The sequence below is a fragment of the Nocardioides sp. SYSU D00065 genome (genome assembly GCF_017916425.1).
Lineage (GTDB): Bacteria > Actinomycetota > Actinomycetes > Propionibacteriales > Nocardioidaceae > Nocardioides.
The window spans coordinates 150,620-167,971 of record NZ_JAFMSX010000004.1 but is presented as its reverse complement, the minus strand read 5'-3'; the positions used below and the strand labels follow the sequence as shown (position 1 = coordinate 167,971).

17 protein-coding genes are annotated in these 17,352 nt (G+C 72.2%); 13 read left to right on the top strand and 4 right to left on the bottom strand.

The features are described from left to right. Nucleotides 1-92: 92 nt before the first annotated feature. Nucleotides 93-2,072 carry a 2-oxoglutarate dehydrogenase, E2 component, dihydrolipoamide succinyltransferase gene (gene sucB, locus J3P41_RS16365; RefSeq protein ID WP_210651495.1) on the bottom strand — a complete coding sequence of 660 codons (1,980 nt, stop codon included), beginning with the start codon at nucleotides 2,070-2,072 and terminating at the stop codon, nucleotides 93-95. A gap of 41 nt (nucleotides 2,073-2,113) precedes the next feature. Continuing rightward, complete coding sequence (gene lpdA, locus J3P41_RS16360; RefSeq protein ID WP_210651492.1) at nucleotides 2,114-3,490, bottom strand: dihydrolipoyl dehydrogenase; 1,377 nt, start codon at nucleotides 3,488-3,490, stop codon at nucleotides 2,114-2,116. Between the two features lie 140 nt (nucleotides 3,491-3,630). Between lpdA and J3P41_RS16355 the strand changes: the two genes are divergently transcribed. Beyond that, a complete protein-coding gene (locus J3P41_RS16355) occupies nucleotides 3,631-3,993 on the top strand; it encodes a hypothetical protein (RefSeq protein WP_246862348.1) in 363 nt (120 codons plus the stop codon). Nucleotides 3,994-4,043: 50 nt separating this feature from the next. On the opposite strand, the gene J3P41_RS16350 is transcribed toward J3P41_RS16355, so the two are convergent. Further along, nucleotides 4,044-5,552 (bottom strand): leucyl aminopeptidase, encoded by a 1,509-nt coding sequence (locus J3P41_RS16350; protein ID WP_210651491.1) that lies wholly within the window; start codon nucleotides 5,550-5,552, stop codon nucleotides 4,044-4,046. 54 nt (nucleotides 5,553-5,606) lie between these two features. On the opposite strand from J3P41_RS16350, the gene gcvT reads away from it, so the two are divergent. The 9 genes from gcvT (at nucleotide 5,607) to J3P41_RS16305 (ending at nucleotide 12,415) form a co-directional block, all read left to right on the top strand. Next, nucleotides 5,607-6,713 carry a glycine cleavage system aminomethyltransferase GcvT gene (gene gcvT, locus J3P41_RS16345; protein ID WP_210651490.1) on the top strand — a complete coding sequence of 369 codons (1,107 nt, stop codon included), beginning with the start codon at nucleotides 5,607-5,609 and terminating at the stop codon, nucleotides 6,711-6,713. Nucleotide 6,714: 1 nt separating this feature from the next. Continuing rightward, nucleotides 6,715-6,966, top strand: a complete 252-nt coding sequence (locus J3P41_RS16340) for a hypothetical protein (protein WP_307862038.1) — start codon at nucleotides 6,715-6,717, stop codon at nucleotides 6,964-6,966. A 31-nt stretch (nucleotides 6,967-6,997) separates the two neighbouring features. Beyond that, nucleotides 6,998-7,777, top strand: coding sequence for a bifunctional 2-polyprenyl-6-hydroxyphenol methylase/3-demethylubiquinol 3-O-methyltransferase UbiG (locus J3P41_RS16335; protein ID WP_210651488.1), 780 nt, complete (start codon nucleotides 6,998-7,000; stop codon nucleotides 7,775-7,777). A gap of 9 nt (nucleotides 7,778-7,786) precedes the next feature. Continuing rightward, nucleotides 7,787-8,581 carry a thymidylate synthase gene (locus J3P41_RS16330; protein WP_210651486.1) on the top strand — a complete coding sequence of 265 codons (795 nt, stop codon included), beginning with the start codon at nucleotides 7,787-7,789 and terminating at the stop codon, nucleotides 8,579-8,581. Further along, nucleotides 8,578-9,084 (top strand): dihydrofolate reductase, encoded by a 507-nt coding sequence (locus J3P41_RS16325; protein WP_210651483.1) that lies wholly within the window; start codon nucleotides 8,578-8,580, stop codon nucleotides 9,082-9,084. The genes J3P41_RS16330 and J3P41_RS16325 overlap by 4 nt, the downstream gene beginning before the upstream one ends. Before the next feature lie 8 nt (nucleotides 9,085-9,092). Beyond that, on the top strand, nucleotides 9,093-9,440 hold the full coding sequence (locus J3P41_RS16320) for a GntR family transcriptional regulator (RefSeq protein WP_210651480.1): 348 nt from the start codon (nucleotides 9,093-9,095) through the stop codon (nucleotides 9,438-9,440). 131 nt (nucleotides 9,441-9,571) lie between these two features. After that, nucleotides 9,572-9,853, top strand: coding sequence for an excalibur calcium-binding domain-containing protein (locus J3P41_RS16315; RefSeq protein ID WP_210651478.1), 282 nt, complete (start codon nucleotides 9,572-9,574; stop codon nucleotides 9,851-9,853). 217 nt (nucleotides 9,854-10,070) lie between these two features. Beyond that, complete coding sequence (locus tag J3P41_RS16310; protein WP_210651476.1) at nucleotides 10,071-10,490, top strand: NUDIX domain-containing protein; 420 nt, start codon at nucleotides 10,071-10,073, stop codon at nucleotides 10,488-10,490. Nucleotides 10,491-10,591: 101 nt separating this feature from the next. After that, nucleotides 10,592-12,415, top strand: coding sequence for a M12 family metallo-peptidase (locus J3P41_RS16305; protein ID WP_210651474.1), 1,824 nt, complete (start codon nucleotides 10,592-10,594; stop codon nucleotides 12,413-12,415). 34 nt (nucleotides 12,416-12,449) lie between these two features. Here J3P41_RS16305 and J3P41_RS16300 read toward each other — a convergent pair whose 3' ends face one another. Continuing rightward, nucleotides 12,450-12,788, bottom strand: a complete 339-nt coding sequence (locus tag J3P41_RS16300) for a TfoX/Sxy family protein (protein ID WP_210651464.1) — start codon at nucleotides 12,786-12,788, stop codon at nucleotides 12,450-12,452. Between the two features lie 71 nt (nucleotides 12,789-12,859). On the opposite strand from J3P41_RS16300, the gene dapA reads away from it, so the two are divergent. The 3 genes from dapA to J3P41_RS16285 are packed head-to-tail and all read left to right on the top strand — an operon-like array spanning nucleotide 12,860 to nucleotide 17,304. Further along, nucleotides 12,860-13,750, top strand: coding sequence for a 4-hydroxy-tetrahydrodipicolinate synthase (gene dapA / locus J3P41_RS16295; RefSeq protein ID WP_210651462.1), 891 nt, complete (start codon nucleotides 12,860-12,862; stop codon nucleotides 13,748-13,750). A gap of 28 nt (nucleotides 13,751-13,778) precedes the next feature. Further along, nucleotides 13,779-15,464: a ribonuclease J gene (locus J3P41_RS16290; protein WP_210651461.1), complete on the top strand. Its 1,686-nt coding sequence runs from the start codon at nucleotides 13,779-13,781 to the stop codon at nucleotides 15,462-15,464. Between the two features lie 58 nt (nucleotides 15,465-15,522). Next, nucleotides 15,523-17,304, top strand: coding sequence for an ATP-binding protein (locus J3P41_RS16285; protein ID WP_210651459.1), 1,782 nt, complete (start codon nucleotides 15,523-15,525; stop codon nucleotides 17,302-17,304). The last annotated feature ends 48 nt before the right edge of the window (nucleotides 17,305-17,352 follow it).

Sequence of the window (17,352 nt, the reverse complement as noted above, 5' to 3'; positions counted from 1 at the left end):
ATCGCGCTCCAGGTTTTCGGGTGACGCTCCCCTCGTCCGCGTACGACGACGCCCCGCCCGCACGTGGCGGACGGGGCGTCGTGGGACGGGACTCAGATCTCGAACTGGCCCGACTCGAGGCGCTTCTTGACCTCCTGGAGGAAGCGGCCCGCGTCGGCGCCGTCGACCAGCCGGTGGTCGTAGGTCAGCGACAGGTAGACCATGTGCCGCACCGCGATCGTCTCGCCCAGGTTGGGGTCGTCGATCACGACCGGGCGCTTCACCACGGCACCCGGACCGAGGATGGCCACCTGCGGCTTGTTGATGATCGGGGTGTCGAACAGGGCCCCGAAGCTGCCGAGGTTGGTGATGGTGAAGGTGCCGCCGGACAGCTCGTCGGGCGTGATCTTGTTGGTGCGGGTGCGACCGGCGACGTCGGCGATCTTCTTCGCCAGGCCGGCGATCGAGAGGTCACCCGCCTCCTTCACGACCGGCGTCAGCAGGCCCTTCTCGGTGTCCACCGCGAACGCGATGTTCTCGCGGTCGAAGTAGGTCACCTCGCCCTTGTCGGTGTCGATGGCCGCGTTGAGCTTGGGGTGCACCTTGAGCGCGTCGATCGCCGCCTTGGCGAAGAACGGCAGGTAGGTCAGCTTGACGCCCTCGCGTGCCAGGAAGTCGGCCTTAGCCGCCTCCCGCATCCGCGCGATGACCGTGACGTCGACCTCCGTGACCTGGGTCAGCTGGGCGGCCTCCTGCAGCGACTCGGTCATGCGCGTGGCGATCACCTTGCGCAGTCGCGAGAGCGGCTCGGTGGTGCCGCGCAGCGGCGACGGCGAGGCCGACGACGGAGCGGCGGCTGCCGGGGCGGCGCCTGCCGCGGCCGGTGCCGCTGCCGGGGCGGCGGGCTGCTGTGCCTGCTGCTGTGCCTGCTGCTGTGCCTGCTGCTGGGCCTGCGCGGCGTCGAGGACGTCCTGCTTGCGGATGCGGCCGCCGACACCGGTGCCCTGCACCGAGCCGAGGTCCACACCGTGCTGCTCGGCCATCTTGCGCACGAGCGGCGTGACGTACGCCGTCTGGTCGCGGCCACCCTCAGCCGCGGCGGGGGCCGGGGCCTGGGCGGCGGCGTCGGTGCGCTGCGGCTCCGGCTCGCCCTGGGCGGTCGGGGCGTACGGCGCCTCGCCCAGCGCGCGCGGCTCGGCCTGCTGCTGGCCCTGCTGGCCGCCCTGCTGGTCGCCCTGCGCGGCGGGGGAGTCCTGCTTGGCCGACTCCGGCGTCTCGTCGCCCGGCGGGAGGCTGCCGGTCTCCTCGACGACCTGCTCCTCCTGCTCGGCCTTCTTCTGCGCCTGCTCCTCGTCCTTGGGCTGCGCCTCGGGGGCCTGCGGCTGCGACGGGGCGGAGTCGCCCGACCCGATGATCGCCAGCTCGGCGCCGACCTCGACGGTCTCGTCCTCGTTGGCCTTGATCTCCAGCAGGGTGCCGGCGACCGGCGAGGGGATCTCGGTGTCGACCTTGTCCGTGGAGACCTCCAGCAGCGGCTCGTCCACCGCGACCTCGTCGCCCACCTGCTTGAGCCAGCGCGTCACGGTGCCCTCGGTGACCGACTCGCCGAGCGCGGGGAGGGTCACCGGCGTGCCGGACCCGCCGCCGGACCCGCCGCTGGCGGCCTCCTCGGCGGCCGGCTCCTGCTGCGCAGGGGCGTCGGCCTTCTCCGACTCGGGGGTCGAGTCGCCCGGAGGCAGCTCGCCGGTCTCCTCGGCGACCTGCTCCTCCTGCTCGGCCTTCTTCTCCGACTGCTGCTCGTCCTGCGGCTGAGCCTCGGGCTCGGCCGACCCGGACGCGTCACCAGCGGACTCGCCCTCCTCGCCCACCACGGCCAGGACCGCGCCGACCTCGACGGTGTCGTCCTCGTTGACCTTGATCTCCAGCAGGGTGCCGGCGACGGGCGAGGGGATCTCGGTGTCGACCTTGTCGGTGGAGACCTCCAGCAGCGGCTCGTCGACGGCGACGGTGTCGCCGACCTGCTTGAGCCAGCGCGTGACGGTGCCCTCGGTGACGGACTCGCCGAGTGCGGGGAGGGTGACTTCGGAGGCCATGTGGTTCCTTCGCTCGCGTGTGGGGTGTGGAGTGACGTGGATCAGGAGTGCGCGTGGAGCGGCTTGCCGGCCAGGGCCAGGTGGGCCTCGCCGAGCGCTTCGTTCTGGGTGGGGTGGGCGTGCACGAGCGGCGCGACGTCGTCGGCGTACGCCTCCCAGTTGTAGATCAGCTGCGCCTCGCCGATGAGCTCGCCGACGCGATCGCCCACCATGTGGACGCCGAGCACGGGGCCGTCGGTGAGGCCGACGAGCTTGACGAAGCCCTGGGTCTGCAGGATCTGGCTCTTGCCGTTGCCGCCGAGGTCGTAGGTGACCGTGGTGACGGCGTCGCCGTGCAGCTCGCGGGCCTTGGCCTCGTCGAGCCCCACCGAGGCGATCTCGGGGTGGGAGTACGTGACACGGGGGATCCCGGCGTCGTCCACCGGCCGCGGGTCGAGGCCGGCGATGTCCTCGGCCACGAAGATGCCCTGCTGGAACCCGCGGTGGGCCAGCTGCAGCCCGGGGACGATGTCGCCGACGGCGTAGACGCCCTCGACGTTGGTGCGGCAGCGCTCGTCGGTGAGCACGAACCCGCGCTCCATCGCGACGCCCTGCTCGGCGTAGCCGAGGCCGTCGGTCGCCGGCCCGCGCCCGACCGCGACGAGCAGCACCTCGGCCTCGAGGACGTCGCCGCCCTCCACGATCACCGCGACACCGGTGTCGGTGGTCTTGACGCTCTGGAAGGGCGTGCCGGTGAGGGCCTTGACCCCCCGCTTGCGGAACGCGCGCTCGAGCGCCTTGGACGCGGCCTCGTCCTCGGCGGCGACGAGCCGAGGAAGTGCCTCGACGATCGTGACCTCGGCGCCGAAGGACCTCCACACGCTGGCGAACTCGCAGCCGATGACGCCGCCGCCGAGCACGACCACCGAGGCGGGCACCCGCTCGAGCCGCAGCGCGTGCTCGGAGGTGAGGATGCGCTCGCCGTCGACGTCGAGGCCGGGGAGCGTCTTGCTGTAGGAGCCGGAGGCCAGGACGACGTGCCGGGCGGTGTACGCGGTGCCGTCGACGGTGACCTCGCGCGGGCCGGTGAGGGTGCCGGTGCCCTGGATGACCGTGATGCCGCGCGACTTGACGAGACCCGTGAGCCCCTTGAAGAGCCGCTCGACGACCTTGTCCTTGTAGGCGTTGACGCCCGCCATGTCGATGCCCTCGAGGCTCGCGCTGACGCCGAACCGGGCGGCGTCGCGGGCCGAGTCGGCCACCTCGGCGGCGTGGAGGAGGGCCTTGGTCGGGATGCAGCCGACGTGCAGGCAGGTGCCGCCGACCTTCTCCTTCTCGACCAGCGCGACGCTCAGGCCGAGCTGGGCCGCACGCAGAGCACAGGCGTAGCCGCCTGATCCTGCTCCGAGGACGAGGACGTCGAACTCACCGTCCGCCACAGACTTCCCTCCACATCGCTTCCAGCATTCCGGGCGCGACCATCTTTGCACTCCCCGCACCGCTGTCCACACCGGGTCGCGGTCAGCCGGATCGGCCGGATGTGCCGCGCGGCGAGGAGTGGCCCGGCACAATGTCCGCCATGGGTCTGTTCGATCGTTTCCGGCGCTCGGGGCGCACCAGTCGTCCGGCGCAGGATGCCGCGCGCACCGGTTCCACCCGAGTGCGTGCCGCCGACGGCGAGGACGTGCGTCACCTCGAGAGCTTCGTGAGCACCCGCCAGGGGGTCGAGGGCTTCGTCGAGCCGCGCACCGCGGTCAGCGACGTGACGCTCCTGCTGGTCGCCCACGACGGCGAGTGGACCCGTCGGCGGGTGCCCAGCGTGAAGTGGGCGCACGACTTCGCCAACCACCACCGCGTGCCGTCGTACGACGCCGCGGTGGTCGGCGTCCCGCAGCGGATGCGGGACTACAACCGGCGCCGCAAGGCCAGCGGCAGCCTCTGAACGGCGTCCTGGAGCGGCTCGCGCCCCGCCCTGACTGCCGGCCCTGACTGCTACACCTCGCCGGCCAGCGACCGCGCGAGGTGCACGAGCGTGGTGACCCCGAAGCCGGTCGCCCCCGACGGGACGTGGCCGTAGGGCCCGCCGGTGTTCATCTCCTTGCCGGCGATGTCGAGGTGCGCCCACGGCAGGCCGCCGGTGAACTCGCGGAGGAACGCCGCGGCGTAGAGGCCACCGCCCCACCGCACCCAGTCGTGCTGGAGCAGGTCGGCGACCTTGGAGCTGGTGATCCGCTCTGACATCTCCTCGGGGATCGGCATCGCCCAGTGCTGCTCGCCGGCCGCGCTGCCGGCCGCGAGGACGGCGGACACCTGGTCGTCGGTGCCCATCACGGCGCCGACCTTGTCGCCCAGGGCGAGCTGCATGTGGCCGGTCAGGGTGGCGATGTCCACGACGACGTCGGGCTGCTCCTCCACGGCCAGGGACAGGGCGTCGCCGAGCAGCATCCGACCCTCGGCGTCGGTGTTGGCGATCTCGACGGTGGTGCCGTTGCGCATCGTGATGACGTCGCCGGGTCGGGTGGAGGTGGCCGAGACCATGTTCTCGGCCATCGGCGCGAACGCGGTGACCTTGATCGGCAGGCCGAGGCGGGCGATCGCGAGGGTCGCGGTGACGACGCTGGCCGCACCGGCCATGTCGCTCTTCATGTTGAGCATGCTCGACGACGGCTTGATGGTGAGGCCGCCGGAGTCGAAGGTCACGCCCTTGCCGACCAGGGCCAGGTGGGTGACCGCGTTCTTCGGCGCCCAGGTGAGCTTGACCAGCCGCGAGGGAGCGGCGGAGGAGTCGCCGACGCTGAGGATGCCGCCGCAGCCCATCTCGGCCAGCTGCTCGTGGTCGAAGATCTCGAGCTTCACCTTGGGCGCTCCGCGGCCCTTGGTGACCTCCTTGTGCGTGGCGGTGACGAGCTCGGCCAGCAGCGGGGGAGTGCAGTCCCGGGGCGGGGTGTTGACCCAGTCGCGGCACAGGGCGACGGCGTCGGCCAGCACCTCGGCGCGCTCCAGCGCGGCCGCCGCCTCCGGGCGGCGGGCGAGCGAGGTCAGGACCACGACGTCGTTGGCGTCGGTGGACTCGCTCTTGGTGGACTTGTAGGCGGTGAACGTGTAGCCGCCGAGCCGGTGGCCCTCGACGACGGCCGCGACGAGCTCGGGAGTCCCGCTCGGCAGGGCGAGGGCGACGGACGCGGCGTTGCTGACGTTGCGCGCGGCGACGCCGGCGGCGCGGCGTACGGCGACCGCGTCGGTCTCGTCGTCGCCGAGGCCCACGAAGACGACGAGCGGCGCGCTCACCCCGTCCGGACTGGGCGTGCGGACCGCCTCGCCGGCCTTGCCGGTCACCCCCATCGTCGACAAGAAGGCGCCCAGGCGGCGGCCGTAGGCCCCGCTGACGTCCTGTGCCGCCTCGCACAGCCGGGGACCGGCCTTGTCGGCGACCACTCCCACCACGACGGCGTCGACCTTGGTCTTGGCGGGACTGGCGCTGCGCAGCGAGTACGTGGTCACCTCGGCATGTTAGGCGAGGCGCCGGCCGGTGGCCGCTGGGGTAGGTTTCGCCGCATGGCCGCCACGCTCAAGCAGTCGCCCCTCCACGACCGTCACGAGGCGCTCGGTGCCAAGCTCGCCGAGTTCGGTGGCTGGTCGATGCCGCTGGAGTATCCGACCGGCGTCGTCAAGGAGCACACGGCGGTCCGTGAGGCCGTCGGCGTCTTCGACGTGAGCCACCTCGGCAAGGCGATCGTCTCGGGTCCCGGCGCCGCCGAGTTCGTCAACGCGACGCTGTCCAACGACCTGGCCAAGATCGAGCCCGGCAAGGCGCAGTACACCCTCTGCCTCGACGAGTCCGGCGGCATCGTCGACGACCTCATCGCCTACTGGCACGACGACGAGCACGTGCTGCTGATCCCCAACGCGGCCAACACCGCCGAGGTGGTGTCCCGGCTGCAGGCGGCGGCCCCGGACGGCGTGCAGGTCGTCAACCAGCACGAGGACCGCGCCGTGCTGGCCGTCCAGGGTCCGCGGTCCGACGAGGTGCTCGCGCGGGTCGGCCTGCCGGTGGGACACGCGTACATGTCGTTCGTGGAGGCGGAGTACGGCGACGGCCTCGGCGTCGTGGTCTGCCGCACCGGCTACACCGGCGAGCGCGGCTATGAGCTGGTCGTCGACAACGAGGCGGCCGGCCGGCTGTGGGACGACCTGATGGCGGCCGGTGCCGAGTGGGGCATCACCGCGTGCGGCCTCGGTGCTCGCGACACGCTCCGCACCGAGATGGGCTACCCGCTGCACGGTCAGGACATCAGCCTCCGGACCAATCCCGTCGAGGCGGGCCTCTCGTGGGCGGTGGGCTGGAAGAAGGAGTCCTTCTGGGGCCGCGAGGCGGTCATGCAGGTGCGTGAGGACGGACCGGCGCGTCGGCTCCGCGGGCTCGTCGCCGTGGGCCGCGGCATCCCGCGGCCCGGCATGTCCGTCACGCTCACGCCGGACGTGCCCCTGGCCGACATCACCTCGGGCACGTTCTCGCCGACCCTGAAGAAGGGCATCGGCCTCGCGCTGATCCCGGTGATGGTCGCCGAGGACGCGCAGGTCGGCGTGGACATCCGAGGCCGGCGGGAAATCTTCCAGCTGGTCAAGCCGCCGTTCGTCGACACCTCGGTGAAGGAGTCCTGACGTGCTGCCGGGACAGCCGCCGACCTTCCGGCAGCCCTCGGCCGCCGAGCGTCCCTGGTGGTGGCGGCTCGAGGACGCATCGGGCGAGGCGCTCGAGGTCGCGGGCTACGCCGACCAGCGGTTCGGCACGCAGGGCGACGCGGAGTCGTGGGTCGGGGAGATCTGGCCCGAGCTCGCCGAGCACGGGGTCGCGGCCGTGACCCTCTTCGAGCACGACCGTCGGGTCTACGGACCCATGCCGCTCACCGCCTGAGCACGCTCGGCCGTCGGTAGGGTCCCGCCCCGTGGCCGAGGAACTGTGGACGGGCGTGGCGCAGACGTACGCGAGGAGCTTCGCGGGGCTCTGCGCAGGCGCCGTCCCGGCGCTGCTCGACGGCCTGCCGACCGCTGGGCGGCTGCTCGACGTGGGGTGCGGCACCGGGGAGCTGGTGTCTGCCGCACGCGCACGCGGGCACGACGCGGTCGGCGTCGATCCCGACCCCGAGATGGCGGCGCTGGCCGCCTCGCGACTCGGGGCGGACGTGGCGGTGGCCGGCCTGCCGGACCTGCCCCACGCCGACGACGGCTTCGACGCGGTGACGGCGTCCTTCGTGCTCAACCACGTCGACGACCCGCGTGCCGGGGCCCGCGAGCTGGCGCGGGTGGCGGCGCCGGGCGGCGTGGTGCGGGCGACCATCTGGTCGAGCACGCCGCCGCCGCAGACCGTCATGTGGAACCAGCTGCTCGACGCCGTCGGCGCCGCCCGGCCGCCGGTGCCGAGACTGCCCGAGGACCGCGACTTCGACCGGTCCGTCGACGGACTGGCGGACCTGCTCGCCGCGGCCGGACTGGCGATCACCCGAGCAGGTACGCACGCGTGGCGGTGGCGCGTGCCCCCCGACGACCTCTGGGCGGGCCTGACCTCGATCGGCTCGTTCGGCGTCGTCTGGCGGGCGCAGTCGCCCGAGGTGCAGGAGTCCCTGCGGGCGGCGTACGACAAGCTCGACGCGCCGTGGCGCGACGGCGACCGGTTCGCCTTCGACGTCGGCTGCGTGTCGGTCGAGGCACGCGTCCCGAGGTCGTAGAGTCGTCGCGTGCGCGCCTACCTCGACCTGCTCCAGCGGATCCTCGACGAGGGAGTGGAGAAGTCCGACCGCACCGGCACCGGCACGCTGAGCGTCTTCGGCCACCAGATGCGCTTCGACCTCACCGAGGGCTTCCCGCTGGTCACCACCAAGAAGGTGCACACCCGCTCGGTCTTCGGCGAGCTGCTGTGGTTCCTGCGCGGCGACACCAACGTGAAGTGGCTGCAGGACCGCGGCATCACGATCTGGGACGAGTGGGCCGACGACCAGGGCGACCTCGGACCGGTCTACGGCTACCAGTGGCGCTCGTGGCCGACGCCCGACGGCCGGCACGTCGACCAGATCGCCCGCCTCGTCGAGGGCATCCGCACCAATCCCGACTCGCGCCGTCACATCGTCTCGGCCTGGAACGTCGCCGACGTCGACGACATGGCCCTGCCGCCGTGCCACACCCTGTTCCAGTTCTACGTCGCCGACGGCAAGTTGTCCTGCCAGCTCTACCAGCGCTCGGCCGACACCTTCCTCGGAGTGCCGTTCAACATCGCCTCCTACGCCTTGCTCACCCACATGGTCGCGCAGGTCACCGGTCTCGAGGTGGGGGACTTCGTGCACACCATGGGTGACGCCCACCTCTACCTCAACCACGTCGACCAGGCCCGTCTCCAGCTCTCGCGCGAGCCGCGTCCGCTGCCGCGGCTGGTGCTCAACCCGGAGATCACCTCGCTGGACGCCTTCGACCTCGAGGACATCGCGGTCGAGGGCTACGACCCGCATCCGGGCATCAAGGCGCCCATCGCCGTATGAGCGCGCTGCGCCCCGACCAGCGGGTCGTGCTGGTCGCGGCCCACGCCCGCAACCGCGTCATCGGCGACGGCGGGCGGATCCCGTGGCACCTTCCCCACGACTTCGCCCACTTCAAGCGGGAGACCCTCGGGCACACCCTCGTCATGGGGCGGCGCACCTGGGACTCGATCGGCCGCCCGCTCCCGGGCCGCGCCACGGTCGTGGTGACGCGCGAGGAGTCGTTCGACCCCGGCTTCGACGACGTACGGGTCGCGCACTCGCTCGAGGACGCCTTTGCGCTGGCTGCCGAGCTGCCCGGCGACGTGATGGTCGCCGGGGGCGGCGAGATCTACGCGCTCGCGCTGCCGTACGCGACCCACCAGGTGCTCACCGAGGTCGACCTGGATCCGCCCGGCGACGCCTACTACCCGGAGTACGCCGTCGACGAGTGGGTAGAGGTGCGCCGCGAGGCGGCAGAGGGCTGCGAGTTCGTCTGGCTCGAGCGGGCGGGCGCCGCGGCGTGACCCTCTCGGTGGACATCCCCCTGGACGCCTCCTCCGGCGTGCCGCCCTTCGAGCAGGTGCGCGACGGGATCCAGGCGCAGGTCGAGAGCGGCGTGCTGGCGCCTGGACACCGGCTGCCGCCGGTGCGCGCCCTGGCGTCGTCGCTCGACCTCGCCGCCAACACCGTCGCGCGCGCCTACAAGGAGCTCGAGGCTCGCGGGATCGTCGAGACGCGAGGTCGTGCGGGGACCTTCGTGGCCGGCAGCGGTGTGACGCGGTCGCTGCGCGCGGCCGCCGCGTCGTACGTCGCCACGGCTCGCTCGCTCGGGCTCTCCGACGACGACGCGCTCGACGCCGTACGCCGGGCGCTCGGCTGAACCGGACCTGTCGCCGGTCCACCAGCTGAGGTGCGCCGCGGGGTGATCGGAGCGCGAAGTGCTGCGTTTCCAGGACAGGAGGGTTGGCCCCAACGCATGCTGGCGTCCTCGACGAGAGGGGGCTACGTCCGATGCGTAGGAAGATCCTGGGCGCCATCGCCTGCATGACCATCGCCGCACCTGCCTGGGTGCTGTCGATCCCGGCCGAGGCGGCCGTACCGGCGCAGTGGCAGAACTGCACGGTCGTCAACAAGCGGCTGCCGCACGGTGTGGGCCGCGCCAACGCACGTGACAAGACGTCGGGCACGCCGGTCACGAACTTCCGCCGCAACACGGCCCTCTACAACACCGCGATCCGCGCCAACGCCAGCCTGGACCGCGACAAGGACGGCATCGCCTGCGAGAAGGCTTGAGGAAAGGGTGAGACCGGGAATGATCGCGACCCGGCGTCCGTTGCAACGGACAGCTGGTTCCGCATCAAGCCCCCGGGCCTCACCCCTAGCCGCTACGAGCGGCCACCCGCCGAGAGGCGGCTGACGGACCAGCGAGCAGCGCCACGCAGCCACCCGCCGGGTAAGCCCCGGTCAGGGTGGCTGCGTGCTGTCCGCTGCGACGTGACAGGCTCCGAGCATGGATCCGAGCGGCGACCCGGGCGACCGGCACATCGTCGTCGCGGCCGTGGCGCTGGTGCGCGACGGGCACGTGCTGACCGTCCGCAAGCAGGGCACCACGCGGTTCATGCTCGTCGGCGGCAAGCTCGAGCCGGGGGAGTCGGCGCTCGAGGCGGCGCTGCGTGAGACGTACGAGGAGGTCGGCCTGCGGGTCGAGTCCGCGACGCTGCTGGGCGAGTTCCTCTCCGCGGCCGCCAACGAGCCCGGTCACACGCTGCACTCCACGGTGTTCCGGGTCGAGTCCGACGGCGAGCCGGTGGCCTCCGGGGAGATCGCCGAGGTCCGGTGGACGCCGTTGCGCGACCACCCCGACGACCTGGCCCCGATGCTGGAGATCCACGTGCTGCCTGCGCTCCGGGCGGCCTTTACCGACGGCTGACCCGGCGATACCGGGATGTTCCCGTGAGGTGGACGACCGGTCGGTACCAATAGGTCCGGTCCGCTCCGGGACCCCTCGAACCAGTCGCAAGGACGTCCGCCGTGCCTGTCCGGTCAACGCGCCCCGCGCTGGTCGTACGCGCCCTCCTGGTCGCTGCGGTCGGCGTCGCCGCGCTGGTCTCCACCGCCGCTGCGGAGGCGCGTCCGACGCCCGCAGCGGGCCTCGGCTGCCTCGCGACCGGCCTGACGGACCCGGTCCGCCTCGACGCCGCCCTCGACGAGGAGGTCAGCGCTGCCGCGGTGCAGCAGCACAACGACCTGGACCGCGAAGAGCTGGCGCACCTCGCCGAGGACGAGACCTCGTGGCTCGACCCGTGCGGTCAGGTCTTCGTCGTCGACGAGGCGCTCCCCGCCCGCCTGCAGGAGGACGCGGACGTCGCTTCCGGGCCGGTGCCCGACGACGTCTTCGACCTGTCCTCCAAGCCGTCGTCGCCCCGCACCATCTACCTCGACTTCGACGGGGCGACCTACTCCGGCACGAAGTGGGACGACGGCGCGCAGATCGTCTCCCCGGCCTACTCCATCGACGCCGACCTCGCGACGTTCACTGCGACCGAGCGCGCGCAGATCCACCTCGCCTGGCAGGTCGTCGCCGAGGACTTCGCCGCCTTCGACGTCAACGTGACCACCCGCCAGCCGGCCGCCTCGGCCCTGACGCGCACGAGCGCTGCCGATCCGACGTACGGCATGCCCGTCGTCATCACTCCCACCAACTCCGTCGGGTCCGACTGCGACTGCGGCGGCGTCGCCTACGTCGGCGTCTTCGGCCGGCCCAACGCCACCGACCACCAGCCCGCCTGGATCTTCACCCACGGCTCGGGCACGGGCGGCTACAACGTCGGCCAGGTCATCAGCCACGAGGTCGGCCACACCCTGGGGCTCAGCCACGACGGCAGCGGTCAGGTGGCCTACTCCCCGGGCGCCAAGGGCTGGGGTCCGATCATGGGTGCGTCCTACAACCGACGCGCCTCGCACTGGTCGAGCGGTGAGTACGCGGACGCCGACAACACCGAGGACGACGTCGCGATCATCGCCAGGAGCGCTCCCGTCCTGGCCGACGACCACGGCAACGCGGGGTCGCGGGCCACCCGGCTCACCGCAGGTGTCCCGATCGCGGGCACCATCACCTCGCGCACCGACGTCGACGCGTTCGGCTTCACGGCGAGCGGGCCCACCACGCTCACCGTGGCGGGCCCCGCGAGCGCGTCGAACATCGACGCGCAGCTCACCGTCTACACCTCGGCGGGCCACAAGGTCGCCACGGTCGACCCTGTCGCCGACATCGCCACGGACGAGTCGATGGCCGCCACCTGGACGGCCGACCTGCCCACGACGGCGTCGGGCTTCACCGCGGTCGTCGACGGCGTCGGTCACGGCGACCCGCGCGAGGCGGGGCGCTACAGCGACTACGGGTCGATCGGTGCCTACACGATCGCCCTCACCACCTCAACGGCGACCGAACCGGTGCCGCCCACCCCGACGCCCACCCCGACGCCCACCCCCACGCCTCCGCCGCCCATGTCGACGCCGACGCCGATCGCCATCCCCACCGTCGGAGCACCGACCGCCACCACGGCTGCGGACACGGACGACCAGGCACCTGCGGCCGAACCGATCGAGTTCCTCACGACGCGGCTGCCGAAGGCGCGGGTCGGCGTCCGGTACCACGCCGTCATCCGCTTCACCGGCCCCGTCCTCGAGGCGCGGGTCGACTGGCGCCTGCCGACCGGCCTCAGGTGGCGGGTGGCCGAGGATCGCATCGTGATCACGGGCAAGGTCGCCAGGCGCTCCGCCAGCAGGTTCGCCGGCATCCTGTCCGGCGAGGACACCTCGGTCCGCCGGCAGTTCCGCATCGTCGTGCGCTAGCTAGCGCCCCGGGTCCGCTCGGTCCAGGCGGTCGTCAGCCCTGCTTCGGGGGCAGGGTGCGCACGTGGGCGACACCACGTTCGACCCAGACCCGCAGCGCGTCGTCGTCGGCCAGGACCTCCGAGGCGACCAGCAGCCAGCCGGCCATCGGGCGACCGCGCATCTCCATCGGCCGCACGCCGACGCCGTCCACCCACTGCTCGGCCTGAGCGGGGTCGGCGCGCACCATGAGCGACCCCGCGCTGCCGGCAGCGAGTGCCATCTGTCCGTCGAGCATGAAGCCGAGGCCGCCGAACATCCGGCGCGAGGTGAGTCCCGGCTCCCCGTCGAGCAGGTCGTGGATCCGCTGCGCCAGCACCTCGTCGTACGCCATGGCGCCAGTATGGGGAGTCGCAGCGGGTCGGCGGCGACGGCAGGCCCGGACGGGGGCGATAACCTTCGACCATGAGCTCCAACGTCCCGTTCGGCCGCCTCCTCACCGCGATGGCCACCGCCTTCCACGAGGACGGCAGCGTCGACCTCGACGGCACGGCGAGGATCGCCGCTCACCTGGTCGACCACGGCAACGACGGCGTCGTGGTCAGCGGCACCACGGGGGAGAGCCCGACCACCTCCGTCGCCGAGGACGGCGAGCTGCTCCGGGCGGTGCAGGACGCGGTCGGCGACCGCGCGACGGTCATCGCGGGTGTGGGCACCAACGCGACCGCGCACTCCGTCGAGCTCGCCCGCCAGGCCGAGAAGATCGGCGTCGACGGCGTGCTCCTGGTCAGCCCCTACTACAACAAGCCCGGCCAGGTGGGCCTGCGCCACCACTTCAGCAGCGTCGCCGAGGCGACCGAGCTGCCGGTGATGCTCTACGACGTGCCGGGTCGCACCGCCAGCCTGATCGAGCTCGAGACCTACGAGGCCATGCGGCGCTACGAGCACGTGGTGTCGGTCAAGGACGCCAGCGGGCTGCTGCCGCGCACCGCACAGCTGGTCGAGCTGGGCTACTCCGTCTACTCCGGTGACGACGTGGCCACCCTCGGCTACCTCGCCTACGGCGGCGTGGGCCTGGTCTCCGTGGTCGCCCACGCAGCCGGCGACCAACTGGCGTCGATGATCGACGCCTGGGCGCGCGGCGACCACGCCGAGGCACTGCGGATCCACACCGCGCTGCAGCCCGCGTTCGACGCCGTGATGGGCGTCCCCAACTACGGAGCAACCACCGCCAAGGCAGCCTTGGAGCTGCTCGGTGTGCTCGACAACCGCCGCGTCCGCGGCCCGCTGGTCGCCCTGGACGACGACGAGGTCACGGCGCTGCGCGTCGGCCTGGTCGCCGCCGGCCTCCTGTGAAGACCACCCCAGACGAACCGAGGAAACCTTGAGCCATCCCCACCCCGACCTGAGCGCGCCCGCCCCCCTCCCGGCCGGAGGCCTGCGAGTCATCCCGCTCGGCGGTCTCGGCGAGGTGGGTCGCAACATGACGGCGTTCGAGTACGACGGCCGGCTGCTGCTCGTCGACTGCGGCGTGCTGTTCCCCGAGGACCACCACCCCGGCGTCGACCTGATCCTCCCCGACTTCCAGCCGATCCGCGACCGCCTCGACGCCGTCGAGGCCCTCGTGCTGACCCACGGCCACGAGGACCACATCGGCGCGACGCCGTACCTCCTGCGCGAGCGCGGCGACATCCCACTGGTGGGCAGCAAGCTGACCCTCGCACTCCTCGGCTCCAAGCTGCGCGAGCACCGGCTCAAGGAGACCGTGCACTACGAGGTCGCCGAGGGGCAGACGATCACCTTCGGGCCCTTCGTGCTCGAGTTCGTCGCGGTGAACCACTCGATCCCCGATGCCCTGGCCGTCGTGATCCGCACCGGCGCGGGAGTCGTCCTGCACACCGGCGACTTCAAGATGGACCAGCTCCCGCTGGACGGACGCATCACCGACCTCAACGAGTTCGCCCGCCTCGGCGACGAGGGCGTCGACCTGTTCCTCACCGACTCCACCAACGCCGAGGTGCCCGGCTTCACGACCTCGGAGCGGGACATCTCCCCGGTGCTCGAGCGGGTGTTCGCCAAGAGCGAGCAGCGCATCATCGTCGCCTGCTTCGCCTCCCACGTGCACCGCGTCCAGCAGGTGCTCGACGCCGCAGTGGCTCACGGCCGCAAGGTCGGCTACGTCGGGCGCTCGATGGTGCGCAACATGGCGATCGCCCAGGAGCTGGGCTACCTCACCGTCCCGCCGGGGGTCATGGTGGAGGCCAAGGAGCTCGCCGACCTGCCCCCGGAGAAGCAGGTGCTGATCTCGACCGGCTCGCAGGGCGAGCCGCTGTCGGCGCTCAGCCGGATCGCCCAGCGCAACCACCACTTCGTGCACATCGAGGAGGGCGACACCGTCGTCCTCGCCAGCTCGCTCATCCCGGGCAACGAGAACGCCGTGTTCCGGGTGATCAACGGCCTGTCCCGCTGGGGCGCCAACGTCGTGCACAAGGGCAACGCCCTCGTGCACGTCTCCGGCCACGCGAGCGCTGGCGAGCTCCTCTACTGCTACAACATCGTCAAGCCGCGCAACGTGATGCCCGTCCACGGCGAGATCCGGCACATGCGCGCCAACGCCGCCCTGGCCCGCGCGACCGGTGTGGAGAACGTCGTCCTCGCCGAGGACGGCGTGGTCGTCGACCTCATGGACGGTGTCGCCTCGGTCGTGGGCAAGGTGGAGGTCGGCTACGTCTTCGTCGACGGCTCCACGATCGGCGACATCAGCGAGTCGTCGATGAAGGACCGCCGCATCCTGGGCGAGGAGGGCTTCCTGTCGGTGATCGTGGTCGTCGACTCGGTGACCGGCAAGGTCGTCTCCGGCCCCGAGATCCACGCCCGCGGCTTCGCCGAGGACGAGACGACCTTCGACGAGATCCGCCAGCCCATCGTCGACGCGATCGCCGCGGCCGTGCAGGAGGGGGTCACCGACTCCCACCAGCTGCAGCAGACCGTACGTCGTGTAGTGGGCCGCTGGGTCAATCGTGCGCACCGCCGCCGCCCGATGATCATCCCGGTGGTGATCGAGGCCTGACGGCCCTAGAGTCCCGGCAGGGACCCGTGCGATCGGTGGGTCCGGCTGGGAGGTGGAGATGCCGCGCAACCACGGCGCGCTGAGCCGGCTGGCCGAGCTGATGCGGCGCGTCAACTCCTCCACCGACACCGAGGTGATCCTCGAGGAGATCGCCAACGGCGTCGTCGACGTCCTGGGCTACGGCGTCGCGGCCATCGCCCGTCTCGAGGGCGACATGCTCGTGATGACCAACGTCGCCGGCCCGCCGGACGTGGTCGCGCAGATCCTGCACCGCCGCACGCCGGCCGACCAGATCCTCGACGAGTTCCGCGAGGCCGACAAGTGGGGCATCCTCCGCTTCGTGCCGGCCGGCCGGATGTCGCCGGAGCGGCTGCGGGCCGCGTGGATCCCCGAGATCGAGGCTCCGCGCGATCCCGACGCCTGGCACCCCGAGCACGCGCTCTACGCGCCGCTCTACTCCGCGGGTGGTGAGCTGCTCGGCAACATGGCCGTCGACCTGCCCGCCGACGGCCGCGTGCCCGGCGAGGCCGATCGCGAGCTGCTCGAGATGTTCGCCGTGCAGGCCGGCGTGGCGCTGTCCAACGCTCGCGAGCGCGACCGGCTCACCGACCGCGCCCGGCTCGACCGGATGCTCACGACCGTCGCGGGCGCCGGGACCCGGCACAGCCTCCCGGAGGCACTCGAGACCGCGGTGCGTGCCGTCGCCGACTCGCTGGGCACCGTGCAGGCGTGGGTGCGGACCTTCCCCAGCGACGCGCAGGGCAGCCAGGTCGCGGTCGGCGCGCCACTGGCGTACGTCCCTGAGCACGACCTGCCGGAGCTGCGCGAGGAGCTGGTGGCGCTGGAGGGCGTCTCGGGCCTCATCGAGCTCGGCGTCGACGACCCCGGCTCGGCTCGGCTGCCCCACAGTGCCGCGCGGCTGCAGCAGCTGATGCGTGAGCTGCGGGCCGACCGGGTGATCGTGTGCCCCCTCCTCTCCCAGGACGACCTCGTGGGCTACCTCGTCCTGTGCTTCGCACGCCAGGTGCGTGCCACCACGCCGGCCGAGGCCGACGCCGTCCTCGAGGTGGGGCGGCTGCTCGGCCAGACCGTCCGGGCGTCGCGCGTGCTCGAGACCGAGCAGCGCCTGGTGCAGGAGCTGCGCGAGCTCGCGCGCTACCGCAGCGAGCTCATCGCGACCATCTCGCACGAGCTCAAGACGCCGCTGACGGCGATCCTGGGCCACGCCGAGCTGATCGCCGACCGGCATCCCGACCTGAGCTCGGTCGACGCGATCATCCGCAACGCCCAGCGGCTGGGGAACCTGGTCGCCAACCTCCTGCACTACTCCCGCATCCAGGGTCGGCGCGAGACGGTGCGCCGGGCGGTGGACCTGGCCGAGCTGTGCGAGGCCAGCGTCGACCTGCTGAGCATCCGGGCCAAGCAGTCCGGCGTCCGGCTGAGGTTCGAGGACTGCGGTTCCGAGCCGGTCGTGGTGTTCGGCGACCCCGAGGAGCTGGCCCGCGTCATCGACAACATGGTGGACAACGCCGTGAAGTACACCCCGGAGGACGGCTCGGTCACGGTGTCGATGGCGCTGACCGGTGACGAGGTCAGCGTCGACGTGACCGACACCGGGCTCGGCATCTCGGCAGCCGACCAGGGGCACGTGTTCTCGGCGTTCCACCGCTCCACCAACCCCAACGCCCTCTCGGTCCCGGGCACGGGCCTCGGGCTGCCGATCGCCCAGCGCATCGCGGAGTCCCACGGCGGCTCGCTCTCGGTGACCTCCGAGCTGGGGCGGGGGAGCACCTTCCGGTTCACCCTGCCGTTGCGCACACCGCGGGAGGCGACCGCCTGAGTCGCGCGAGGGCCCCGGCGGACGGATCCGCCGGGGCCCTCGGTGTTG

What these genes read in the sequence shown, in the direction of transcription:
- J3P41_RS16325 (WP_210651483.1), top strand. Translation starts at nt 8,578, where the DNA reads ATGAGCGCGCTGCGCCCCGACCAGCGGGTCGTGCTGGTCGCGGCCCAC.
- J3P41_RS16310 (WP_210651476.1), top strand. Translation starts at nt 10,071, where the DNA reads ATGGATCCGAGCGGCGACCCGGGCGACCGGCACATCGTCGTCGCGGCC.
- dapA (WP_210651462.1), top strand. Translation starts at nt 12,860, where the DNA reads ATGAGCTCCAACGTCCCGTTCGGCCGCCTCCTCACCGCGATGGCCACC.
- sucB (WP_210651495.1), bottom strand. Translation starts at nt 2,072, where the DNA reads ATGGCCTCCGAAGTCACCCTCCCCGCACTCGGCGAGTCCGTCACCGAG.
- J3P41_RS16315 (WP_210651478.1), top strand. Translation starts at nt 9,572, where the DNA reads ATGCGTAGGAAGATCCTGGGCGCCATCGCCTGCATGACCATCGCCGCA.
- J3P41_RS16285 (WP_210651459.1), top strand. Translation starts at nt 15,523, where the DNA reads ATGCCGCGCAACCACGGCGCGCTGAGCCGGCTGGCCGAGCTGATGCGG.
- J3P41_RS16355 (WP_246862348.1), top strand. Translation starts at nt 3,631, where the DNA reads ATGGGTCTGTTCGATCGTTTCCGGCGCTCGGGGCGCACCAGTCGTCCG.
- gcvT (WP_210651490.1), top strand. Translation starts at nt 5,607, where the DNA reads ATGGCCGCCACGCTCAAGCAGTCGCCCCTCCACGACCGTCACGAGGCG.
- J3P41_RS16300 (WP_210651464.1), bottom strand. Translation starts at nt 12,788, where the DNA reads ATGGCGTACGACGAGGTGCTGGCGCAGCGGATCCACGACCTGCTCGAC.